This window comes from Candidatus Rhabdochlamydia sp. T3358, assembly GCF_901000775.1.
In the GTDB taxonomy this organism is placed as follows: Bacteria; Chlamydiota; Chlamydiia; order Chlamydiales; family Rhabdochlamydiaceae; genus Rhabdochlamydia.
This window is the reverse complement of record NZ_CAAJGQ010000006.1, coordinates 22,690-43,483: the sequence shown is the minus strand read 5'-3', so window position 1 is coordinate 43,483 and position 20,794 is coordinate 22,690. Positions and strand designations below refer to the sequence as shown.

At 35.6% G+C, this 20,794-nt stretch carries 18 protein-coding genes and 1 tRNA gene; 10 read left to right on the top strand and 9 right to left on the bottom strand.

The genetic code is table 11. The annotated features are described in order from the left end of the window. Positions 1–208: 208 nt before the first annotated feature. Positions 209–1,744 (top strand): ubiquitin carboxyl-terminal hydrolase family protein, encoded by a 1,536-nt coding sequence (locus RHTP_RS01870; protein ID WP_138106435.1) that lies wholly within the window; start codon positions 209–211, stop codon positions 1,742–1,744. Here the strand turns inward: RHTP_RS01870 and glmS are convergent. Next, the gene (gene glmS / locus RHTP_RS01865) at positions 1,722–3,557 is read right to left on the bottom strand and encodes a glutamine--fructose-6-phosphate transaminase (isomerizing) (protein ID WP_138106434.1); all 1,836 of its coding nucleotides are present in this window, start codon (positions 3,555–3,557) and stop codon (positions 1,722–1,724) included. The two genes, RHTP_RS01870 and glmS, sit on opposite strands and share 23 nt — an antisense overlap. 98 nt (positions 3,558–3,655) lie before the next feature. Between glmS and RHTP_RS01860 the strand changes: the two genes are divergently transcribed. Then, a complete protein-coding gene (locus RHTP_RS01860) occupies positions 3,656–4,162 on the top strand; it encodes an acyl-CoA thioesterase (protein WP_138106433.1) in 507 nt (168 codons plus the stop codon). Here the strand turns inward: RHTP_RS01860 and RHTP_RS01855 are convergent. Both RHTP_RS01855 and RHTP_RS01850 read right to left on the bottom strand, forming a co-directional pair. Further along, a complete protein-coding gene (locus RHTP_RS01855) occupies positions 4,159–4,926 on the bottom strand; it encodes a class I SAM-dependent methyltransferase (protein WP_138106432.1) in 768 nt (255 codons plus the stop codon). The genes RHTP_RS01860 and RHTP_RS01855 overlap by 4 nt on opposite strands. Further along, positions 4,913–6,334 carry an amino acid permease gene (locus tag RHTP_RS01850; protein ID WP_138106431.1) on the bottom strand — a complete coding sequence of 474 codons (1,422 nt, stop codon included), beginning with the start codon at positions 6,332–6,334 and terminating at the stop codon, positions 4,913–4,915. Before RHTP_RS01850 ends, RHTP_RS01855 begins: the two co-directional genes overlap by 14 nt. A 76-nt stretch (positions 6,335–6,410) precedes the next feature. On the opposite strand from RHTP_RS01850, the gene RHTP_RS01845 reads away from it, so the two are divergent. Then, positions 6,411–7,682, top strand: a complete 1,272-nt coding sequence (locus RHTP_RS01845; protein WP_171005700.1) for an alkaline phosphatase family protein — start codon at positions 6,411–6,413, stop codon at positions 7,680–7,682. Positions 7,683–7,731: 49 nt separating this feature from the next. On the opposite strand, the gene RHTP_RS01840 is transcribed toward RHTP_RS01845, so the two are convergent. After that, the gene (locus RHTP_RS01840; protein WP_138106429.1) at positions 7,732–9,576 is read right to left on the bottom strand and encodes a hypothetical protein; all 1,845 of its coding nucleotides are present in this window, start codon (positions 9,574–9,576) and stop codon (positions 7,732–7,734) included. 302 nt (positions 9,577–9,878) lie between these two features. Here RHTP_RS01840 and RHTP_RS01835 point away from each other — a divergent pair, with 302 nt between their 5' ends. After that, entirely contained in the window at positions 9,879–10,514 is a 636-nt protein-coding gene (locus tag RHTP_RS01835) for a hypothetical protein (protein WP_138106428.1), read from the top strand. A gap of 56 nt (positions 10,515–10,570) precedes the next feature. Here the strand turns inward: RHTP_RS01835 and RHTP_RS01830 are convergent, their stop codons facing one another. Both RHTP_RS01830 and RHTP_RS01825 read right to left on the bottom strand, forming a co-directional pair. Further along, positions 10,571–11,500, bottom strand: coding sequence for a hypothetical protein (locus RHTP_RS01830; RefSeq protein WP_138106427.1), 930 nt, complete (start codon positions 11,498–11,500; stop codon positions 10,571–10,573). A gap of 493 nt (positions 11,501–11,993) precedes the next feature. Further along, positions 11,994–12,074, bottom strand: a tRNA-Leu gene (locus RHTP_RS01825). A 110-nt stretch (positions 12,075–12,184) separates the two neighbouring features. Between RHTP_RS01825 and RHTP_RS01820 the strand changes: the two genes are divergently transcribed. From RHTP_RS01820 to RHTP_RS01810, 3 genes are read left to right on the top strand one after another with little or no spacing between them, the layout of a single operon-like run. Further along, on the top strand, positions 12,185–13,798 hold the full coding sequence (locus RHTP_RS01820; RefSeq protein WP_138106426.1) for a diphosphate--fructose-6-phosphate 1-phosphotransferase: 1,614 nt from the start codon (positions 12,185–12,187) through the stop codon (positions 13,796–13,798). After that, positions 13,791–14,771 carry an MBL fold metallo-hydrolase gene (locus RHTP_RS01815; protein WP_138106425.1) on the top strand — a complete coding sequence of 327 codons (981 nt, stop codon included), beginning with the start codon at positions 13,791–13,793 and terminating at the stop codon, positions 14,769–14,771. The genes RHTP_RS01820 and RHTP_RS01815 overlap by 8 nt, the downstream gene beginning before the upstream one ends. Before the next feature lie 55 nt (positions 14,772–14,826). Beyond that, positions 14,827–15,414 (top strand): methyltransferase domain-containing protein, encoded by a 588-nt coding sequence (locus RHTP_RS01810; protein WP_171005699.1) that lies wholly within the window; start codon positions 14,827–14,829, stop codon positions 15,412–15,414. A 308-nt stretch (positions 15,415–15,722) separates the two neighbouring features. Here RHTP_RS01810 and RHTP_RS01805 read toward each other — a convergent pair whose 3' ends face one another. Together RHTP_RS01805 and RHTP_RS01800 are read right to left on the bottom strand one after the other, a co-directional pair. Beyond that, on the bottom strand, positions 15,723–16,994 hold the full coding sequence (locus RHTP_RS01805; protein ID WP_138106423.1) for a replication-associated recombination protein A: 1,272 nt from the start codon (positions 16,992–16,994) through the stop codon (positions 15,723–15,725). A gap of 65 nt (positions 16,995–17,059) precedes the next feature. After that, positions 17,060–18,472: an amino acid permease gene (locus tag RHTP_RS01800; RefSeq protein WP_138106422.1), complete on the bottom strand. Its 1,413-nt coding sequence runs from the start codon at positions 18,470–18,472 to the stop codon at positions 17,060–17,062. Positions 18,473–18,646: 174 nt separating this feature from the next. Between RHTP_RS01800 and RHTP_RS01795 the strand changes: the two genes are divergently transcribed. From RHTP_RS01795 to RHTP_RS08760, 3 genes are all read left to right on the top strand, one after another. Continuing rightward, positions 18,647–18,868 carry a hypothetical protein gene (locus RHTP_RS01795; RefSeq protein WP_138106421.1) on the top strand — a complete coding sequence of 74 codons (222 nt, stop codon included), beginning with the start codon at positions 18,647–18,649 and terminating at the stop codon, positions 18,866–18,868. A gap of 177 nt (positions 18,869–19,045) precedes the next feature. Continuing rightward, on the top strand, positions 19,046–19,588 hold the full coding sequence (locus RHTP_RS01790) for a peptidylprolyl isomerase (protein WP_138106420.1): 543 nt from the start codon (positions 19,046–19,048) through the stop codon (positions 19,586–19,588). Positions 19,589–19,851: 263 nt separating this feature from the next. Next, the gene (locus tag RHTP_RS08760) at positions 19,852–20,016 is read left to right on the top strand and encodes a hypothetical protein (protein ID WP_171005697.1); all 165 of its coding nucleotides are present in this window, start codon (positions 19,852–19,854) and stop codon (positions 20,014–20,016) included. A 61-nt stretch (positions 20,017–20,077) separates the two neighbouring features. On the opposite strand, the gene RHTP_RS01785 is transcribed toward RHTP_RS08760, so the two are convergent. Then, a complete protein-coding gene (locus RHTP_RS01785; protein ID WP_171005698.1) occupies positions 20,078–20,677 on the bottom strand; it encodes a nitroreductase family protein in 600 nt (199 codons plus the stop codon). Between the last annotated feature and the right edge of the window lie 117 nt (positions 20,678–20,794).

Genomic DNA, 20,794 nt, shown 5'->3' with positions numbered 1-20,794 from the left:
GATCTTGTTTAATCTCACATTTATAATAATTAAGATTAGATTAATAAATGGTTTAAATTTTATTATAAATATAAGTCGTTTATTATTTAATTTTTATGAAAGCAATATACTAAAATTATTAGTATTTGTTTTTAATTTCAAATTAATTGAAATTTTATTCTGTTTGTTGTATAATATAGTAATAATAAACTAAATAAAATGTGATAATATGACAACAACACGCTCTATGAGCTCTGAAAAATCTTTCTATACAGCGCACTCTTTTCTTAGTTCTGAAGAGAAGTTGAATCCTATTGTCAACTTAAATGGAAAGTCATACCACCTTACGGTTTATCACAAAAAGCCAGGTTCAGAGTGGAAAGAGATTACCCAGAGCTATTTAAAGCAGGCAAAAGGTATTGACTTACAAAAAACGTTTCAAGAACACATCAAATTTCCATATAAAAATATTGAAATAACAACTTCTGTCGATCTAAAAGCGAACTTTACTTGTAAAGTTAAAGAGATAGACGGAACTATGAGAAAATTAGCTGGATTTAGTCTAACAGAATCTCAAAGCTCAAGGGTTTTTGGAACTCTTAAAAGAGTTAAAGAGTTAAAAAGTATATTAAGCAGTTCTTCATCGTCTTTGTCTAAAGAAAATCTAGAAGCTCTAAACTCTTCCCTTATTAAAATGTCCCTAGAGCAAATCAAAGCAGAAAGGGTAAACAGCTTTTTAGAACAAGGGACTATAAACAATAAACCGGTAGGCTTTCAAAATAAATCGATGAACTGTGGATTTAATTCTTGTTTGCAAATGATATTAAGCGAGCCAGCATTGCTCAATATTTATACTACAGTTGCTAGATACTATGCTAAAAGCACAAAAGCAAAAGATCAAGAATGTGGAAATTGGATGCTTTCTATTCTAGACTCCTATGATCAAGCGGTTGAAGAGCAAAAATCTATTCCAAAAGAAGTGTCTAATAACTTACGTCTTGCAATGCATTATTTAAATAAGGAAATCAGTTCAAATTATAACAAACAAGAGGACGCAAGTGAGATTTTAACAATTCTTTTTACAGAATATGATGATATTCTTAAGAAACAAAAATTAACGAATACCTCTTCAATAAACTATAAATTCAAAAATGTGACACATTATCAATCTAGAACAGCTCTTAAAGAACTACCCCATAAAGATTGTTCATCTTTACACACGGATAATACATATAGAAAAGAAAGAACTAATTATGGAATTAAAATTAACTTTGATGCGAAACAAAAAGATTTTACATTAAGCTCACTGCTAGAGAAACATTTTTGTGATAAAGAAATAGGTATAGGTTCAGAAACACGTCGATATCTGGTAAATGGAGTTTATACTGAGGTATCTCCAATAAAAGAAGAAATAAGACTGGATGTGCTACCTAAGGATTTATTCATTAATTTTGCACGGTTTAAGCCAGATCGGACTAAGCTTACTAACCCTATTGAAGTTCCTGAACAACTAGATGCAAAACTACTTAATGTTAAAAATTCTCCTTCTGGACTCTATGAACTAAGCTCCTTTATTGTTCATTCAGGAGAATCTCTAAATAGCGGTCATTATATGGCATATAAAAAAGTCCAAGATCAATGGATGGCATGTAACGACGGAAGGGTTTCTTATATTAGTGAAAAGCAGATGTTAGAAGCTGCAAAAAACAGCTATATTTGCTTTTATAGATTAAAAGACCTACCTATTCCACAGTTACAGACTTAGCAAGATTACGAGGTTGATCGATATCAGTGCCTTTTTCAACTGCTATATAATAGGCGAAAAGCTGGGTAGCTACTGAGTATAGAATACAAGAGAGGGCATCTGGTGAGGAAGGAAGCCAGATCACCTGATTGGTAATCAAAGAAACATCTAAACAGCTTTTGGGTGCAAATGCTAAAATAGGTGCATTTCGAGCTTGAATTTCCATTAAATTACTCAACATTTTTTCTATGGTATGTTTATTGCCACATAAGGCAATAACAGCTAAAGACGGATCAACAAGGGCAATAGGTCCGTGTTTCATCTCTCCTGCTGGGTAGGCCTGCGCATTGATATAGCTAATTTCTTTAAGCTTTAAAGCAGCTTCTAAGCTAGTGGGATACATATAACTGCGTCCTAAAAAGAAGAAGTGCTGCAAGCGTGCATATTGTTTAGCAAAAGAGGAGATGATTTCTTTTTGTTGTAAGATAGCTTCTATGTGTCTGGGGGTAGCCTCTATTTCACGAACCCAATACTGTCCTGTTTTTAGATCCATTTGCCGCAGTCTTGCCATCTGAAGACTAAATAAAAAAAGAACGATGAGTTGATTGGTAAAGGCTTTTGTCGAGCAGACACTAATTTCTATTCCTGCTTTTAAAAATAGTGTGGAATCTGCTTCTCTTACTAAAGTGGAATGAGCTACATTGCAAACTCCTAAGACTTTTGCACCCATTTTTTTCACTTCTCTAACAGCAGCTAGGGTGTCTAGGGTTTCTCCTGATTGGCTAATTGCAATGACTAATGTTTCTTTAGAGAGGATGGGGTGACTATAGCGAAACTCTGAAGCAATATGAGCTTGAGTGGGAATTCGCGCTTTTTCTTGAAGAAAAGAAGCAGCGAGTAGCGCTGCATGCCAAGAAGAGCCGCAAGCGATAATTAAGATTTGGCGCACTTCTACTAATTCTTCCGGCGTAAAGAGAAGCTCTTCAAAAAAAGCAGTACCTTGTGCATGTAAAAGTCGGTTGTGAAAAGCTTGTTGGATCACTTTAGGCTGCTCAAAGATCTCTTTGAGCATAAAATGAGGATAGCCATTTTTAGAAATGAGTGTTTTTTCTATTTCAAAGTGCTCTGTTGGCTTGTTAATTTGTGTATGTGTATTATCGAATACTTGGATTTTTTGAGAAGAAATGCAGGCTATTTCCTTGCTATGTAAGAACATTACTTCTAGATCTGTTTCACAAAAAGCATTGGCATCTGAGGCTATAAATACTTCCTCAGATGCGAAATTACAACCAATAGCAATGGAGTTTTGATAGGCAGCTGCAATGATTTGATCTGGATGGTCTTTGTGAATGATAGCAATTGCCCAAAAGCCTTTGAGCAAAGAAATAGCTTCCTTTACCGCAGAGAGTAGATCATTTTGGTAAAAATGAGAAATAAGCTGCGCTATTACCTCTGTATCTGTATCTGAGTAAAAGTGCCTGCCTTTTTCTTTTAGCATAGAGCGAAGAGCAAAGTGATTTTCAATGATCCCGTTATGCACAACAGCTAAGGACTGGGTTTGATCAAAATGAGGATGCGCATTTTCCTCTGTGGGTTTACCATGAGTAGCCCAACGAGTATGAGCAATAGCAAGATGTAGTTGATGGTTTTGACAGCGCTCAATTACCTGTTCTAAAGCACTTAGCTTACCCACTGCTTTGTAGGTGACTAACATCCCTTTTTCTACTCCAGCCACTCCTGCAGAATCATATCCACGGTATTCGAGTTGCTTTAGTCCTTTTAGGCAGGTTTTTGCAGGATTGCGCGGTCCAATATATGCAAATATACCACACATAGTCTTATCTCTTTTTGTTTTTAAACTTAAGGTTAGCAGATTAGAGTACTTTCTAAAAGCGGATTCGATATACTAAGCATCATTTAAAGGAGGTTTTCATGTCTTTTGTTCCTAAAAAAGTTTCTGAATCTGCTATTAATGATCAAACTTACAAGGTGTTTCCCAATGATCTTAATTCTAACGATACTGTATTTGGTGGGTTAGTTATGTCTATCTTAGATCGTGTTGCTTTAGTGGTTGCAGAAAGGCATAGCGAGCGTATTTGCGTAACAGCATCGGTTGATTCTATGCATTTTTTGGGACCAGCCCGTAGAGGGGATATTCTGATCTTTAAGGCAGCGATTAATCGTAGCTGGAAAACATCTATGGAGATTGGCGTAAAAGTATTAGCAGAGCACTATACTACAGGACATAGCAAACATATTTTATCCGCCTATTTTACTTTTGTAGCACTAGATGGTACAGGAAGCCCTGTGGAAGTTCCGCAAGTAACTCCAGAAAGTGCTTTGGAAAAAAGGCGTTATCAGGAAGCAGATGATCGTAGACAAAGGCGTAAAAAAGAAAAAAAAGAACGAGAGAGAAAACGTCAAGAGATGAACTTTTAAATCTTGCGCGCAACAAGAGTCATAAAGAGAGGGAACTCTTTGCGTGAACGATTCTCCATGGTAGCCATTTTTCCTTGGCTTTTCTTATTCGAGCACCATTCTTGAATGATATCAATCGTGAAGCCGCTTTCCTTTAAGAGAGTACTATAAGTAGATAATGGATAATGAAATGACCAAGTTGTCTCTGACTTAGTTTTAAGACTAGGATGTGTCTGAATGGGGATTTTCAAAGGCGTCATGTAACAATCCATGCGGCGATACTGTAGCTTTTTTTCTAGGTCTACACCCCAGCTCGATTGCCTAGGAATGCGAAAACTAGGATGGTTTAGAACTAAAATTAGCGGAGCGTTTTTTTTAAGATGCTCCCAGGCTGTTTGCAGTATGGGGGCAATAGAGGACATATTTTGCAATGCGAGTATACAACATGCATGACTGCACAACATTTTTGGAATTGGTAGGACATCGGTAAAATCATGCACAAAAAATTGATGGTTATCGGATGCATTTTTTTGAGCCGATTGAATTAAAGAGGGGGAAGCATCGACTCCGATGTATTTCATTTCCTTAGGTAAATGACGAGATAATACCCCTTGTCCACAGGCAAGGTCTAATAGGAATCCATCGGGATCTGGATATTGTTTTAGCAGATCCAAAACTCCAGGGATAATGATTTCCCGATGATAGTAATGTCCTTCCACGCTAACTAATTTATCATACCAAGCTGAAGAAGATTCCCATGAAGTGTCTTGCTTATTCTTGTTCATGAGGCAAAAGATGTTTCCAATGAGGTTTTTGAAAAAAGAGTATTAAGGAGGGGGCAAAGCAACCAGCTAATACGCCTACAATTAAAAAACCCTCATAAAATAAAAAGCTACCCGTTTCTATTTGAGAGGGAGGAACAAAGCCAATTGTTATAGCAAAAAAAGAACTTAGGATTCCTAATCCTGAAATTAACCAAATCCCTAATTTTCCACCAGGTACTAAGTAAGAGCGCTCGATATGAGGTTTAGTGTAGCGCAGTTTAATCGCAGAGGCAAATAGCAAGATGTACATGATCAAATATAGCTGAGCTACGATCACAGTTAAAATCCAAAAGGCACTGCTAACACTGGGCATACAGACAAATACAAGTGATAGAAAGGTGACAATGGTAGCTTGTAAAATAAGCAAATTGATAGGAACTGCTTTTCGATTCACTAAGCGAAATACAGGAGGCAAATCTCCTGATTTAGCTGCAGCTAAGAGACCTTTAGTCGGGCCTACAATCCAAGTGCTCATAGATCCAAAAGCTCCAATGGCAACAAGGGCTGCGATATAGGGTGTAAACCAGTTTAAGTTATATCTGTCAAAAAAATGCACAAAAGCCTGCATTGAGCCTGCAACTAAACTGATTTCTTTTTGTGGAACAACACTAGCAATAGATAATACGCCTAAAACGGACATGCTCAAAATGATAACTACGGAAAGCAGGATTGCTCTTGGATAATTTCTTTGTGGATCTTTTACATCTCTAGCATGAGCTGCGGACATCTCCATTCCACAAAAAGATAGAATGACTCCGGTGAAAAATACCATGCTATCAATAGAGGTGATATTTGGAACTAAATGTTGCCAATCTAAAACAATTTCTAGAGGATTTCCTTGAAAGAACCAAAAACACCCAAGGCCAATAATGAGGATTCCAGGAATGAAAGATCCAAACACTACGCTAATAGAGCTAATTAAGCTCGAGGCTTGCATGCCCATTAAGTTTAACAAGGTAGCCGCCCAGAAGGAAATGAGAACAACTGTCAAGGTATACGTGGTATTGCCAGCTAATTCTGGTTTAAAAAGATAAGCTAATGTAGCTGCGATAAAGGAGAGAATAGTAGGATACCAGATCACATTTTCAATCCATTGAAGCCAGATGGCTAAAAACCCTATTTTTGGACCAAAAGCTTCTTTTACCCATACAAATACTCCTCCTGCTTGGGGCCAACCGGTAGCGAGTTCTGCAGATACAAGCGATAAAGGTAAAAAAAAGACAAGAGCTGCTAATAAAAGATAAAAAATAGATGCAAAGCCATATTCTGCTGTAATGGGCCAGTTTTTCACGCTCCCAATAGCAGCTAAATTAATCATAGCTAAAGCAAAAACGCTAATACAGCGCTTCGGAGAAAAATTTTTTTTCATAATCAGATTTCTTATATTAAAAGGAATATATATTATCTAAAAAATAGAATAAAGTACAGTTATTAGGAGATTTTCTTTGATTAATCAAGAGTCTTTAGATGCATTGAAACTGGCTCAATACACTTCTTATTTTAAGAAGCCGCTTTATCAGGGTTATGCATTCTCTCAGTTTCCTCAAACCATTATTAATTTGCTAACCAAACAGTCTAAAGGAGGCCTACCAAAATCTGCAATAGCGGATAGCTATGGAGATTATGATGGTGTAGTACTTTTTCTTATTGATGGTTTTGGTTGGGAATTCTTTGAAAAATTTTTACCCTCTTGTCCTTTTCTAAAGCGAGCTGCAGAAGAGGGGATAGTTTCTAAAATCTCTTCTCAATTTCCTTCTACAACAGCTGCGCATGTAACTACAATACACACAGGTCTAAATGTAGGAGAAGCAGGAATTTATGAGTGGTTTTATTATGAGCCCATCGTAGAGAAAATCATTACCCCCTTGCTTTTTTCTTACGCGGGAGATAAATCTGCTGACCGATTAACCCCTAAGTATGATCCTAAACAGATTTTTCCCTTTAAGACATTTTATCAAAAATTGCTTATGCACAATATTGCAAGCTATGTATTCCAAAGCGATAAGATTGCTCATTCCTCTTATTCTAAAGCTTTGTGTGAAGCAGCAACGATGGTTCCTTATACAACATTTCCTTCTGCTTTAGATTCATTGGTAGACTTATGTTGCAATCCTAAGCAAACCCCTTTTTATTGTTTTGTTTATCTTGCAGATATCGATTCAATGGGACATCGACATGGCATTACATCTGATTTTTTCTCTAACGCTGTGATGGATTGTTGGAAACTCATTGAAAATCACTTTTGGACACCTCTTCGCAAGTCAGGAAAGCGCATTGCTACTTTGTTTACAGCAGATCATGGAATGAGTCCTGTAGATCCTGGTAAAACACTTTATTTGAACCAACTTGCTCCTTCTATTCTTCCAGCTCTAAAAAAAGATAACCAAGGTCGGATATTAGCTCCTGCTGGCTCTTGTAGAGATTTATTTTTACATGTTCAAGAAGAAAAATTGTTAGAAACCGCAAGCTTTTTAGAAAAAAAGTTAAAAGGCATAGCTGATGTTGTTTTGACTAAAAAAATGATGAAGGAAGGATTTTTTGGTGTAGCTTCAGAAAGGCTGCAACAAAGAATAGCAAATCTAGTCATCCTACCTTATTACAAAGAAGCTGTTTGGTGGTTTGAAAAAAACCGCTTTGAGCAGCATTTTTTTGCAGCTCATGGAGGACTAACCCCTCAAGAAATGGAATCTATCTGTCTCTTTTTACCACATGTATAAAAAAAGCCTTGTTTCTTTCTAAAAAACAAGGCTTTGAGTCGTTAAAGATTTAGAGCCATCTTTTTAAGGAAACCCAGTTTGTTTTATTTCTTGTTTTATTAATTAACTCATGTGAGTTATTTGTATCAGTAACAGATCCAGATCTTTGTAAAACTACAGTATCTTTAACATGCCATTCTTTCAGATCTCCATCTTGCACAAATAAGCAGGGACCATTTTTAAGAATTACAATATTTTCAAGGTAATCTATCGATAGTATGGTGTATGTATTTTGATTTGAGCTCTTACAAGCAAAGTTAGCTCGCACAGATTTATTATGATTAGTAAGGGTATATTCAAGACTTTCTCCGCGCATAGTATATTTTGAGAAAATGCTTGTTTTATCTATAGTAATAAGATCGTCTTCTTGCCAATCCTTTACAAGATTAACATCGGCTGGTCGGATCTTCCATGTTGTTGTGTAGGGCTCTGTATAAGGTTTTGGGTCTTCATCCCCCAATAATTCTATATGTTGTAGCTCTAGTAATCCTTCAGCTTTATTAAAATAAAGAAAGTGACTTTTGATATTATTTTTAGAGCTTGTTAAAAGATCAGATATATTTGTTTCTTGGCTATTAATAATATATTCATATTGAGGATAAATTAATGCGTCTTCTTCTTCACAGTTAGTTAATAACTGTTGAATTTTATCTAGAGAACTAATACCAGTATTTTCCTCTTGTAATAGGTTTTCCTGTATAAAATGATAGGAAAAATTGTGGATCTCTTCTAATTGATCTCTTAAAAAAGCTTTCTCTTCTTTAGATAAAGATGCTTTTTTTAAGTCATAAGTCTCATGAATGGTGTTCAAACAGTGCTCTACTTGATCAAGTTGAACAACTAGTTTAGCTTTGCTACCTTCATCTAGCTCTTCTTTAGGTTGATACTGTGAACAGACTTTTAAGTCTTTATAAAGTTGGATGAATTGATTTTCTAAAGCTTCCTTGCTAACTTCTTCTAAGCTCTCATTATATGAAATTTCTTCGTCTCTATGATGAGATATAAGGCTTTGTAGTAGCTCAGATTGATGAATTGCATTCATTTTATCCAAACAGTTCCAAATTTGATTAAATTGGTTGTCTAATTCTACTTTCTCTGGAGAGGTTTCGTCTGCGAGGGGCTTAGATGTTGAATCTACCTCTCTTTTAGCAAGATGCAAGGTTCCCTTGTCTAGTTCTGCTGTAGAATTTTCCAGGTCATTTAAAGATGCTCCTGAACCTTCTGCAAGAAAGTTCTGTGAAAAAACCAAAACCTCTTCCAATTGGTGGTTTAAAAAAAGTTGATCATTTTTTGATAAGGGTCTTTTAGATTGATAGAGGTTATGAATTTCATCCACACATTTATAAATTTCCATAAATTGAGTGTCTAACGTAGCTTTACTGCGTTCATCTAGCTCTTCTTTAAATTGGTGCTTTGAAACTGCTTGCAAGTCACGATAAAGCTGAATGAGCTGAATAGTTATCTCTTGTGTTAAATCTTTTTGAAGTTTGCTTTCATCGTATTGGATAGAGATACGTTGTTGATGCTCTGTTATAAATCTTTGTAATAATTCAGATGGATAGATTTCATTTATTTTCTCCAAACGATGCCAAATGTGATAGAACTGTTCACTTAATTCAGCCTCTATAGAGGGTTCAGGGTCGGGTGGAGTATCTGCTACCCAATTATCCTCTTCATCTTCCCAAGTCCCCCAATCTTCATCTTCCAAATCTATATCATCAGGGGCTTTGCTTGTTTCGTTATCCGCAATCATAACAAAGTTATCATCACTACTGGCGTCTGAGTCTGTAGCAACGGCCATTGCTGTTAAGCAAAAATTAATGGATAAGAGCATTTGTATGTATTTTTTTGGCATAAAGCACCCATATTTCGATGATTAGGAAAACTATTTCTCATATTTTTGTTCTAAGAGAGTTAAGTGGTCAACCTAGCAAATTGTTCTTTTGGCGCAAATAAAAAAGTTCTATTTTTTTATTTTTTTTATTTTAAATAGTTATTTTTTATAATAAAAATTATATTAATTTATATAATCTAGTTAATTGACAAATTAAAACTATAAATCTATTATTAAGTTAGCGGAGCTTAAGCTAGAGACCCGTATAAAAGCTTTCCGTAAACAATTTATAGTAAACATGTCTTAAATAAGGAAGGTGTCACATGTCAACTAAGCAATTAGGTGGCCAATCCACTTCAAGAGCCAAACAACTAGGAAATTCTAAATTAAGTAAACAGTTAAATGGTCAAGATACTCCAAATAAAGAACTTGAAACACCAATAAGCAATCCTGTCATTGCTTCTATTACTGAAGTGAAAATAGACAAGGAAGTGAAAGTAGAAAAGGCTCAAACTGTTAGTTCTAAACAGGATTCAAATAATCGTTTTGAGTTCTATGTTGGTAAAGAGCGAATGACGCTGCGCGATGAAGACTTACAAAGAATTAGAGAACTACAAGATGCTAATGATCAACTACAACGTCAAGTTGCCATACAAAAACAAGAGCTATTCCAGGTAGCAGATAGTCTTAAACTATCGGCTGAAATTGAACAATCTATGTGCATGATTGCTCGCAATGCTGGAGAAGTGTTAAGTATTTACTCAGATAATGAGTCACGTTTACGCCGCATCAGTGCATTAGAAAATAAGAATATTAACTTACAACAAGATATGTCAGATGTGCTTGGCAGAGTTGCTACTTGTCATGAGATGCACCAAAAAACACAATTTGCAAAAGAGTATTTTCTAAAAAAAGCAGAATACGACAGAAATACAGCTGAGATTCAGAGACTAAGATAGAAAAACCTTTTCAAGACATGTATGCTATAAGAACCTCATATGAGGTTCTTAAGTTTTTATCTTTGAAGCAGTTTATGCACTAAAACAACTAATTGGCCTGAATATTCGTAGTTGCATTTTATGCATCTTTTATGATGTTCGATACGCTCAATTACATCTTGATTAAAAAGAAAAGAGCCTTCTATGAATCCGGCTTTTTGACTAAATTTAAGCAAAAGATCTTCTTGCAGGTTAGGAGGATACTTTTGGAGTAGGACTTCTAAAGTATAAGCATATTTAGCTAAAGCCTGCTTTTCTTTGGAAGATAGAGCAATCCCTTTATCTATAAGTATTTGCAATTGCCTACAAGCTTCTTTAGCTAAATCGCTATTAAAAGAAGCTGCCATATCAATTCCACAAAATCGATCTGTAACAGAGTCGTAAAACAGATTAGGAGGGCTTCTATCAGCATTGCCTACAAAAGTATCTAAAGCAATAATTCCAGCTAAATCAGAGTGCTTAGCCATTTCTTGAATAATAGTTAGTGTTAATCCTGTTTCTTCAGGAGACAAGACACCCCATTTTTCCTCTTTAGGAGAATTCTTTCTACGAAAACGTTGATGGATATCAATATTTTGATAAGAGCCTTGTTGGTCAGTGCTTTTTCCTAACGCCATTTTATGTAATGTAGCCGGAAAGCCCCTCTTTATTTTTTGAGGAGAAGACGCATTTGGTTCAATGATGATTACTCGATTCATCGGAGTTTGGATTGTCTCAGCCATATGACAGGCAACGGCATCCAAAACCAGTAAAAATTGTTCATCACCGGAGTCTTCCTTGATCTGCTTAAGAACAAAGTTATTCCCAGAAGGATCCTGAAAAAAGGAGATAAAGCAGTCATCAACTTCCCAAGTTTTTAAGCTAATGAGAGTTGTAAAATCTACATCAAAACCTGCAAATAGAGCTGTGCAAGTTGTTAACAAAGAAAATAGCACTTTTTTAATCATAAAAATCTCTTTTTTGACTTTGAAAAAGAAAGAATGCCGAGTTATTTTCTAGGATTTATCCATACAGAAAAAAATGGGTCATGCCTTGTTTTTTAAAAGATTTTGAATATCAAACAGTTTCTATTTCAATGACATTGAAAGCAAGCATATTATCGATCAGCAAATCCTTATCCAAATCACACGGTCATACTTACATTAGTGAATCTTATCCGAAAGAGATCGTTGCTTTAAGAAGATACAGCAATAAATTATTTTAGAGCAAATTGTGCTATTCCCCACTTTTTCTACCTATTAGCAGGGATGCAATTCGTCTAGTTTTAAGGCATTATTATTTCAGAAGGTAAAGGGCGTAGCGCAAAATGGGTTAAAAAGCAAATATAGCTGAAGTCATAACTTTTAATAGATCTTTGTATTTATGAGTGTTTTATGACATCTTTTTGTTGTCAGATGATAAAGGACACTTTCCTTATTGAAAAAAAAGTGTCCTGGGATATGCCCAGAATAGGACTCGAACCTACATGCCTTGCGGCACCAGAACCTAAATCTGGCGTGTCTACCATTTCACCATCTGGGCAAAGAAGTAATTTAAAGAAAAGAGGCTCTTTTGGTCAACTGATTTTTAAATGGTTGTTATTTTAACCCTTTTAACCTCATACTCAAGCGAAAAAAAAGAGTAGAACCCCCATGTTACCCGAAAATCCTTTGCGTAAGGCTCGTGAAAAATATCTTCCTATACTGCCTAGTTTGTTGCAGCAAATAGATAATGTTGAATGGGTAAATGATAAAAATATTTCTTTAGAAAATGAAGAAATTCGCTCTATTTTCCCCTTAACATTTGGTCAACCTATTTTAAGGGCTCAAAAAAAAGAGAGTGCAGCAAATCGCTTGCTAAGAGTGGGTGTTGTTTTTTCTGGAGGGCAGGCTGCAGGAGGACATAACGTCATTACAGGTCTTTTGGACGCTTTGATTTTACTCAATCCAGAATCAAGACTGTTTGGGTTTTTAGAAGGCCCTGAGGGGATTATAACGAGTAAGTATAAGGAATTAACTAAAGAGCTTGTTCAGTCTTATCGCAACCAGGGAGGGTTTGATTTAATCGGATCAGGAAGAACTAAACTAGAAACCCCGGAGCATCTAGCCTCTGCTTTACATACAGTTGAATCCATGCAATTAGATGGTTTGGTTATCATTGGAGGGGACGATTCAAATACCAATGCCGCTATTTTATCGGAGTATTTTAAGAGTAAAGACTCTCAAACAGTTGTTATTGGGGTCCCAAAAACAATTGATGGAGACTTAAAAAACAATTACGTTGCTACTTCTTTTGGGTTTGACACAGCTTGTAAGGTTTTTTCAGAGGCAATTGGTAATATTGCCAGAGATTGTCTATCGGCTAAAAAATACTATCACTTTATCAAGTTAATGGGGCGATCTGCTTCGCATATTGCTTTAGAATGCGGCTTAAGCACACAGCCAAACATGGTATTAATTGCAGAAGAAGTGGCAGAGAATAAGAAAACTTTGCAACAAATTACCAATCAAATAGCAGATTTAATCTGTGAACGTGCAGAAAAAGGAAAAAATTTTGGAGTGATTCTTATTCCAGAAGGATTAATAGAGTTTATTCCAGAAATTGGTGTTCTGATTCAAGAGTTAAATCACTTACTAGCAGATTCTTCTATAGATGATAAAGAAATTCTAAGTAAGCTAACTGAGAATTCTCGGAAATCCTTTACCTCTTTACCAGAAGGGATCCAGCAGCAACTTCTTTTAAACAGAGACCCTCATGGTAATGTGCAGGTTTCTTTTATTGAGACAGAAAAATTATTGATAGAGACAGTTACTCAAGAATTAAAAAGACGATTAAAAGAGGGCAACTATACCGGTAAGTTTTCTGCTTTACATCACTTTTTAGGTTATGAAGGAAGAGCTGGATTTCCATCTAATTTTGATTGTAATTATTGTTATTCCTTAGGATATACAGCAGCTTTGTTAATTAATCATAAAGCAACAGGATATATGTGTTGTATAACAGGGTTAACGCAAAATCCTATAGACTGGCAGGTTTTAGGAATACCACTTACTTCTCTAATGAATTTAGAATGGCGCAAAGGCAAAAAAAAACCGGTGATTAAAAAGGCTTTGGTTGACCTTTGCTCTAAGTCTTTTAACTTTTATAAACAGCATAGACATGCGTGGAGGTTAGATGATCATTACCTATACCCAGGACCTATGCAGTTTTTTGGAGAAAAGCAACTAACTGATACAACATCTTATTCCTTATCCATTGATGTATAAGCAAAAAAGCTCTTTTACTAATCCCTATGAGAAAAACATTCGACGTGACTTGAAAGATATATTGTTATGGAAATTAGGATATTATGATGATGAAAAGTTAGAGAGTTGCGCGCTTTTTAACTACCCTATTTCTCAAAAGCAAGCCAGCCTTAGCAATCCTTTTGCGATTTGGGTTAATCATAGTACTTTTCTCATTGAAATAGATGGACTGCGCATTTTAACCGACCCTATTTGGAGCAAACGTTGTTCTCCTTTATCTTTTCTAGGACCTAAGCGTTGCCATCCTCCTGGCGTTGCCTTTAGCCAACTTCCGACAATTCACTTAATTCTTATTAGCCACGATCACTATGATCATTTAGATAAACCCACAGTATTAGCTTTGGCTAAGCGTTTTCCACAAGCCACTTGGATGGTACCTCAGCGAGTAAAAACTTGGTTTGATGCCCAAGAAATTTTTCCAGTGTACCAATGTCAGTGGTGGCAAGAAAGAGTACTTGGATTCCCAAATATGGATTCTAAACGAGTAAAAATTACTGCTGTGCCCGCGCAACATTTTTCCGGTAGGAAGCATTGGTCTTTAAATGATACTTTATGGGTAGGTTGGGTTTTAGAATTTTATGAAAAAGATCAATTAGTTAAAAAAATCTACTTTGTAGGAGACACAGGATATAATCCAGTTGATTTTAAACAAATTGGAGAGCGCTTTTCCCCTATAGATCTATCCTTGATTCCCATTGGATCTTATTCTCCTCGTTCCTTTATGAGGCCTGTTCATATTAATCCTGAAGAGGCTGTAATAATTCACAGGGAAGTTGGTTCCAAATTAAGTATCGGAATGCATTGGAAAACGTTTTGCCTGTCTGATGAACCGATGAACCGTCCACCCTATGATTTATATGTGAGCTTAAAAAAACATCAAATAGACCATTCCTCTTTTCTTACTCTGACTCCTGGATATGCGATCAATTTTTAACCTTTTTATGGTTTATTTGCGTTCCAAAATCTTTTTTTTTCAGGAAGAAAAAAAGGTGTTGCAACTATTTTATAGCTGCGATTTATTTCAAAAGTGCGACCTTGCTCTGAAAAAAGTTTACCGCTTCCGCAATCCTTTTACCATTTCAAAAATATTCTTTAAAAAAAAAGAGGCAAAGGAAGTAGATGTTTATGGGGAGATCCCTCTAACATCACTTTTACTCATTGCTAAAGAATGCAAAATAGCGCCTCATGACCATGTATTTGAACTAGGTTGTGGTAGAGGCAGAGCTGCTTTTTTCCTGAGAAATGTGTTGCTCTGCAATGTTACTGCAGTTGACTTTATTCCTTTTTTTGTATTAAACGCACAAAAAATTGTAGAAAGACTTAATATAGAACGCTTAACATTTATATGTAATGATATTCAATACATAGATTTAAGCCATGCTACGTGTATTTATCTTTATGGAACGTGCTTATCGGATAGTGTGATTAAGCAGCTATGTATATCCTTACCTAAAAAAGTCAAGATCATTACACTAAGTTATCCTTTAAGGGATTATCATAAAGAGTTTAAGACACTCAAGCAGTTTGCTGTTCCTGTGCCTTGGGGAAAAATCGAAGTATTCTTAAACCAGAAGTAGATTTGAATCACTTTATTATAGTTTTTTATATAAAAACTATAATCAATCCTTTTAATTTAATAAAAATATTGTTAAATTAAAATTAACAAAGATAATTAATGTTTCTATTTATAAAGAGGGCTTGCTTGGTATTTATGTTCTGAAATAAGAACTCTTTCAACCAAGATTCTCGGGTTTACAGGTCATCGATTAGATGGCAAAGACCATAAGTTAGTGTCATTCACTACTTATCATCCACCCAGTCTGAGAAAACAGGCTCTCTTGACCCTCCCTTTTTCATTCTACTTATGAAGATAAGTAAATGGCTTCTAAGAGGGAGGGTTTTTTTTTCGAAGTTGTTCGAAGTAACTTACCCGTTTCTGCATCTCTCTTTCAAAACCGTAAGACTTAGGGTGATAAAACTTGTGCCTTATCAAATCTTGTGGAAAATAATTTTGTCCCGAAAAAGCAAAAGGTAGATCGTGATCATATTGATACCCTTCTCCATGTCCTAATTCGGAATCGAGCTTTGTGACAGAATTGATAAGAAAAGCGGGTGGCGGAAGGTGAGAGGTTTCTTTAGCTAGTTCTTTGGCTTGATTAAATGCAACATAAAGTGCATTGCTTTTAGGGCTTAATGCTAAGTAAACAGCCGCTTGAGCTAAAGCTAGTTCTGCTTCTGGGGCTCCTAACTGCGCAAATGCTTCCCAAGCGTGAAGGGCAAGCCCAAGCGCTTGGGGATCAGCAAGACCTATATCTTCTACGGCCATACGAATGAACCGACGCGCTAAAAACTGCGGATCTTCTCCTGCATTTAGCATGCGGGCAAGCCAATATAGAGCTGCATCGGGATCAGAACCTCGAATGGATTTATGCAGGGCAGAAATTAACTGATAGTGTTGATCCGATTGTCTATCATATAAGGGAGATTTTTTTTGTAATAGCAAAAGGAGATCTTGTTCTTCAATCAGTTGCTTTTTCGTCAGGAGAGGCTCTAGATTTTCAATTAGGTTAATTAGGTGCCGGCCATCGCCCTGGGCTGCGGTAATTAACATTTCTTTCGCTTTTGGACTGAGTAAAAGCTTTGTGTATTTTTCTTCATACCTACTGATAATCTTATGTAATGAAGAAGAATTCAAAGAATAAAGCTGCAATACTCTAAACCGAGATAAAAGAGCGTTATTTAAAGCAAAGGAAGGGTTTTCTGTAGTTGCTCCAATAAGTATAAATAAGCCTGCTTCTAAATAAGGAAGAAATAAGTCCTGCTGAGCTTTGTTCCATCGATGGATTTCATCTACAAAAAGAATGGTTATCTGCTTTTGCAAAAGGGGATGTGTTTGCAGATCTTGAATGATACTTTTTACATCAGATGTTGCGTGGGAAACAGCGCTCATAGAAATAAAACGTGCATCAAATGCTTTGGAATAAGCAAGAGCAAGAGTAGTTTTTCCCGAACCCGGAGGTCCCCAAAGCAGTAAAGAAAGCGGTTTTTTTTGCAAAAGGGTGGTTTTTATCAATCCCTTTTCTGACAAGAGATGCTCTTGTCCTGCAATTTCATCTAATTGAGTAGGGCGTAAACGCTCTGCAAGAGGAGTTATCATATTTTTCTCTATATTTTTACCTATTATAGATAAAATCCTACATATTAGGATACCGAGCTGTTTTTTTAATGCTTTTTTTGCACCCAACTAGGTTTACGGCGTGCATAAATCAAAAAAGGTATTCCGCACATAAATATAAGACCGCTTAATAGGAAAGCGCAGTAAATCCAAGGATTTCCTGTATTTAATTGAGCAGGAGGAACAAAAGCAAGAGTGATGACAAATAAAGAAGTGAGAATTCCTAAAGAACCAAATAACCAAATTCCTTTATTTTTAAAAGGAACTTTATAAGCCCTAGGAACATGCGGCTTGGAATAGCGAAGGATAATGGCTGATAGGAACATCAGAATATACATGATTAAATAGCTTTGAGCGCTTAAGGCGGTAAGAATCCAAAAGGCACCGCTTACATTGGGCATATATAAAAAAACAAATCCAGCTACAGAAACAATAGTTGCTTGAAACAGCAACAGTCGAGTAGGGACGTTGCGTTTGTTTACCTTTTGGAAAAAAGGGGGTAAATTTCCGTGTATAGATGTAGTATATAAGCCTTTAACAGGCCCAATTAACCAAGAGTTAACCTCAGCTATAGCTCCAATGACTAATAAAAAGGCTAAAATGGGTAGAATCCAAGTCAATTGGTAATATTGAAAAAAGATGGCACACGCATCCATCAGGCCAGAAACAAAGCTAATATCTGCTTTAGGAATCACAGCTCCAATAGAAAGAGAGCCTAACATAAATAAGCTAAAGGTAATAACTGCTGCTAATACAATAGCTACGGGATAATTTTTTCTAGGATTTTTTACATCAGATGCATAACCAGCAGAAACCTCTAAACCTGCAAATGCAAGAAATAGTCCTGCTAAGAAAACCAAGCCGCTAATGTCTTTAAACTCTGGGATTAAAGCCTGCCAGCTTAATTCCATTTGCGTAGGACGTCCTTCTAAGATCCAGATCGCGCCTAATGAAATAATGAGTATTCCAGGAGCAATAGTTCCTGCAATTACTCCAATAGTGCTAAACCAACTGGATGTTTTAATTCCAAAATAATTAAAAAAAGTCATTCCCCAAAACCCCAATAAAATCACCGATAATATGAAAAATTTATTTTGGGAAAGACTAGGGGAGATTAAATAGGCTAAAGTACCAGCTACAAAGGATAAAATGACCGGATACCAAGCGACATTATGTATCCATTGCATCCAAATAGCAAAAAAACCCCAGCGATCACCTAGAGCTTCTCTAACCCAAATATAAACGCCTCCTGATTTTGGCCAACCAGTAGCTAATTCAGCAGAAATTAAGGCGCAAGGAATTAGGAAAAAAAGAGCAACAACGAGAAAAAAGAAAATGGCACTTAATCCAAACTCAGCAACTAAAGGCAAATTGCGTAAGCTTGCCATAATGGATACGTTTAACATTGCAAGCACAAATACGCTTAAGACCCGTCTAGGTTTGTCAGAAGAGCTTATCATTATTACTCCTTAATTTATTTACATTATTAGCTAGCTAGTTAAAAAATAAAATCATTTTGTTTTATCATTGCTCAATATTTTAATAATTAAATTGTTATGACCATCTATGTTTTTTTTTATACCAGGAGTGGGTTTTCATTTTAATTAAAAAATGGTAATTAATAATTAAGAGCTATGAAAAACAAATGTGTTTTCATTTTAGGTTGTACTTTAGGTTGTATTGTAGCTTTTAATATAACCACTTTAAACCCATATGGAGAAGTCATGAAAGAGCATAATAAACCAAATCATCATCAGCCACATAAACCTCATTTCCCTCCGAAACCAAATCATCCCGGTGGCCCTGGTCCTGTTAAACCACATAATCCACATCACAAACCTGGCTGCGGCTGTTAGCAATCCTTTTGAGTTGAGCGAATTTTTAAGCTCAACTCATCTAAAAACTCTTAGGCTTTCAAAAAAAGATATAAAACACGATAATAATCTATTGAGCTTTTATCGTGTTTTTAGTTTGAGAAAAAACTCGTTCATTTAGTATATCAACAATCGTATCTTTTTGACCAAGAGGCATTAATGAGTAAACTTCTGCTATATTTATACATGGTTCTATGTACTATATCTATTATTAGGGCGCAAGAAAAGAATGAAGAATTTTCTCAAATAGCTGCTTTTGAATCAAAAGAAGATGGAACTATTATTCATACTTCTAAGGGAAATATTACCTGTCGCCTTTACCATAAAGAGGCTCCTGTTTCTGTGGGATTTTTCATAGAATTAGTAAAAGGAGGCTTCTATACTGGTTTGACTTTTTATCGCATTGTACCCAAATATGTTATAGAAGCGGGGGATCCTGATGGGCGTGATTTTAGAATTGCAGCAGAGATAGGACAATCTCACCAGAGAGGTGCTTTAGCTTGGCTTAGGCTTCCTAATTATCAAAATCCTGAAAAGCTCTCCAGTGGCTCTCAGTTCTATATTACCTTAGAAAATCTTTCTGACTTTGACCAAGAATATTCTGTTTTTGGGCAAATAATTGATGGAATGGATATTTTAGACCTTCTTGAAGAAGGAGATGTAATAAAAAACATAGAGGTCTTTTCTCTAAATGAAAACTAAAAACATAAGAAAACTCTATAATTAATGGATTTTTTTTAATATTAAATAGTTAAACAAAAAAAATTTTTTTATCTATTTATTTAAAAAAAGTTACTTTAAAAGCCCTTCTGAAGGGTTTTGCTTTTTTTGATTTTCTAATTGAAGTCAACTATTTTTAATTTTTTTTTAATTTTATTTCTTTTTTATGTATATTAATAATTATAGGGTATAACAGATTGTTATGAGTTAGTTTCACAATCGTAATACCTAAATTTGGAGGATATATGGTTAAAAAACGAACAACTAAAAAAACTGGTGCTAGAAAAACAGCTAAAAGAACAGCTAGAAAAACTGGTGCTAGAAAAACAACAGCTAAAAGAACTGTTAGAAAAACAGCTCGTAAGACAGCTCGTCGAACTACTAAAAGAGCTACAGCTCGTCGTAAGTAAGAAGCAGGTTGTTTTTTCAGTTATCGAGCAAGATAGACACATAGGCTTGCTCGATTTTAATTTAAGAGAATTTACCTTCTCGTGCAATTTCTGAAATGGGCTTTCTTGTGCTAGGTTTTTCTCTTTGTTGCAATTCTTCTGAAAGTAAAGTAAAAGGAGCTCTTTTTCCAATAGCAACAAGTGCTTCTACTTGATAGTTATCTGGGATTTTTAAGGACTCCTGAGCTTGTTCATAGTCAAAACCTTCCATGCCATGAACGACCAATCCACGCCAAGCGCCTTCTAGGGCCATGCACATCCAAGCAGCGCCTGTATCAAAGCTATGTGTACGACATGGTTTACGATTGTGTTCAAAATACTTATCAGAAATAACTAAAAGCAAAACAGAGGCGTTTTTTGTCCAAGATTGATTAAACGGGATCATCAAATTAAAAAATAAAGACCAATCTGGATGGTTTCTTTTAGCGTATAAAAAGCGCCAAGGTTGATTATTGTAAGAGGAAGGAGCCCATCTAGCGGCTTCAAATAGGGGAAAGAGTTCCTCATCTGTAATTTCTTCCGCTGTCATAGATCTAGGAGACCAGCGATTAAGAATCAGCCCATGAATAGGGTATTCTGCTTTTCTGATCTTTTTAACCTCTTCTTCAAAAGGATGACGCATGATGATACTCCTATATAAAATCATCATAAATACATTAGATAAGAGAAGCGTACATAGTAAATTTTTAATTGTCATTAAGATTTAAATCAGAAAACCAAGTATATCTTACTTATATAG

Bases quoted from the DNA above. Each gene is read 5' to 3' on its own strand.
- RHTP_RS01870 (WP_138106435.1), top strand. From the start codon at position 209: ATGACAACAACACGCTCTATGAGCTCTGAAAAATCTTTCTATACAGCG.
- glmS (WP_138106434.1), bottom strand. From the start codon at position 3,557: ATGTGTGGTATATTTGCATATATTGGACCGCGCAATCCTGCAAAAACC.
- RHTP_RS01860 (WP_138106433.1), top strand. From the start codon at position 3,656: ATGTCTTTTGTTCCTAAAAAAGTTTCTGAATCTGCTATTAATGATCAA.
- RHTP_RS01855 (WP_138106432.1), bottom strand. From the start codon at position 4,926: ATGAACAAGAATAAGCAAGACACTTCATGGGAATCTTCTTCAGCTTGG.
- RHTP_RS01850 (WP_138106431.1), bottom strand. From the start codon at position 6,334: ATGAAAAAAAATTTTTCTCCGAAGCGCTGTATTAGCGTTTTTGCTTTA.
- RHTP_RS01840 (WP_138106429.1), bottom strand. From the start codon at position 9,576: ATGCCAAAAAAATACATACAAATGCTCTTATCCATTAATTTTTGCTTA.
- RHTP_RS01835 (WP_138106428.1), top strand. From the start codon at position 9,879: ATGTCAACTAAGCAATTAGGTGGCCAATCCACTTCAAGAGCCAAACAA.
- RHTP_RS01830 (WP_138106427.1), bottom strand. From the start codon at position 11,500: ATGATTAAAAAAGTGCTATTTTCTTTGTTAACAACTTGCACAGCTCTA.
- RHTP_RS01820 (WP_138106426.1), top strand. From the start codon at position 12,185: ATGTTACCCGAAAATCCTTTGCGTAAGGCTCGTGAAAAATATCTTCCT.
- RHTP_RS01815 (WP_138106425.1), top strand. From the start codon at position 13,791: ATGTATAAGCAAAAAAGCTCTTTTACTAATCCCTATGAGAAAAACATT.
- RHTP_RS01805 (WP_138106423.1), bottom strand. From the start codon at position 16,994: ATGATAACTCCTCTTGCAGAGCGTTTACGCCCTACTCAATTAGATGAA.
- RHTP_RS01800 (WP_138106422.1), bottom strand. From the start codon at position 18,472: ATGATAAGCTCTTCTGACAAACCTAGACGGGTCTTAAGCGTATTTGTG.
- RHTP_RS01795 (WP_138106421.1), top strand. From the start codon at position 18,647: ATGAAAAACAAATGTGTTTTCATTTTAGGTTGTACTTTAGGTTGTATT.
- RHTP_RS01790 (WP_138106420.1), top strand. From the start codon at position 19,046: ATGAGTAAACTTCTGCTATATTTATACATGGTTCTATGTACTATATCT.
- RHTP_RS08760 (WP_171005697.1), top strand. From the start codon at position 19,852: ATGGTTAAAAAACGAACAACTAAAAAAACTGGTGCTAGAAAAACAGCT.
- RHTP_RS01785 (WP_171005698.1), bottom strand. From the start codon at position 20,677: ATGCGTCATCCTTTTGAAGAAGAGGTTAAAAAGATCAGAAAAGCAGAA.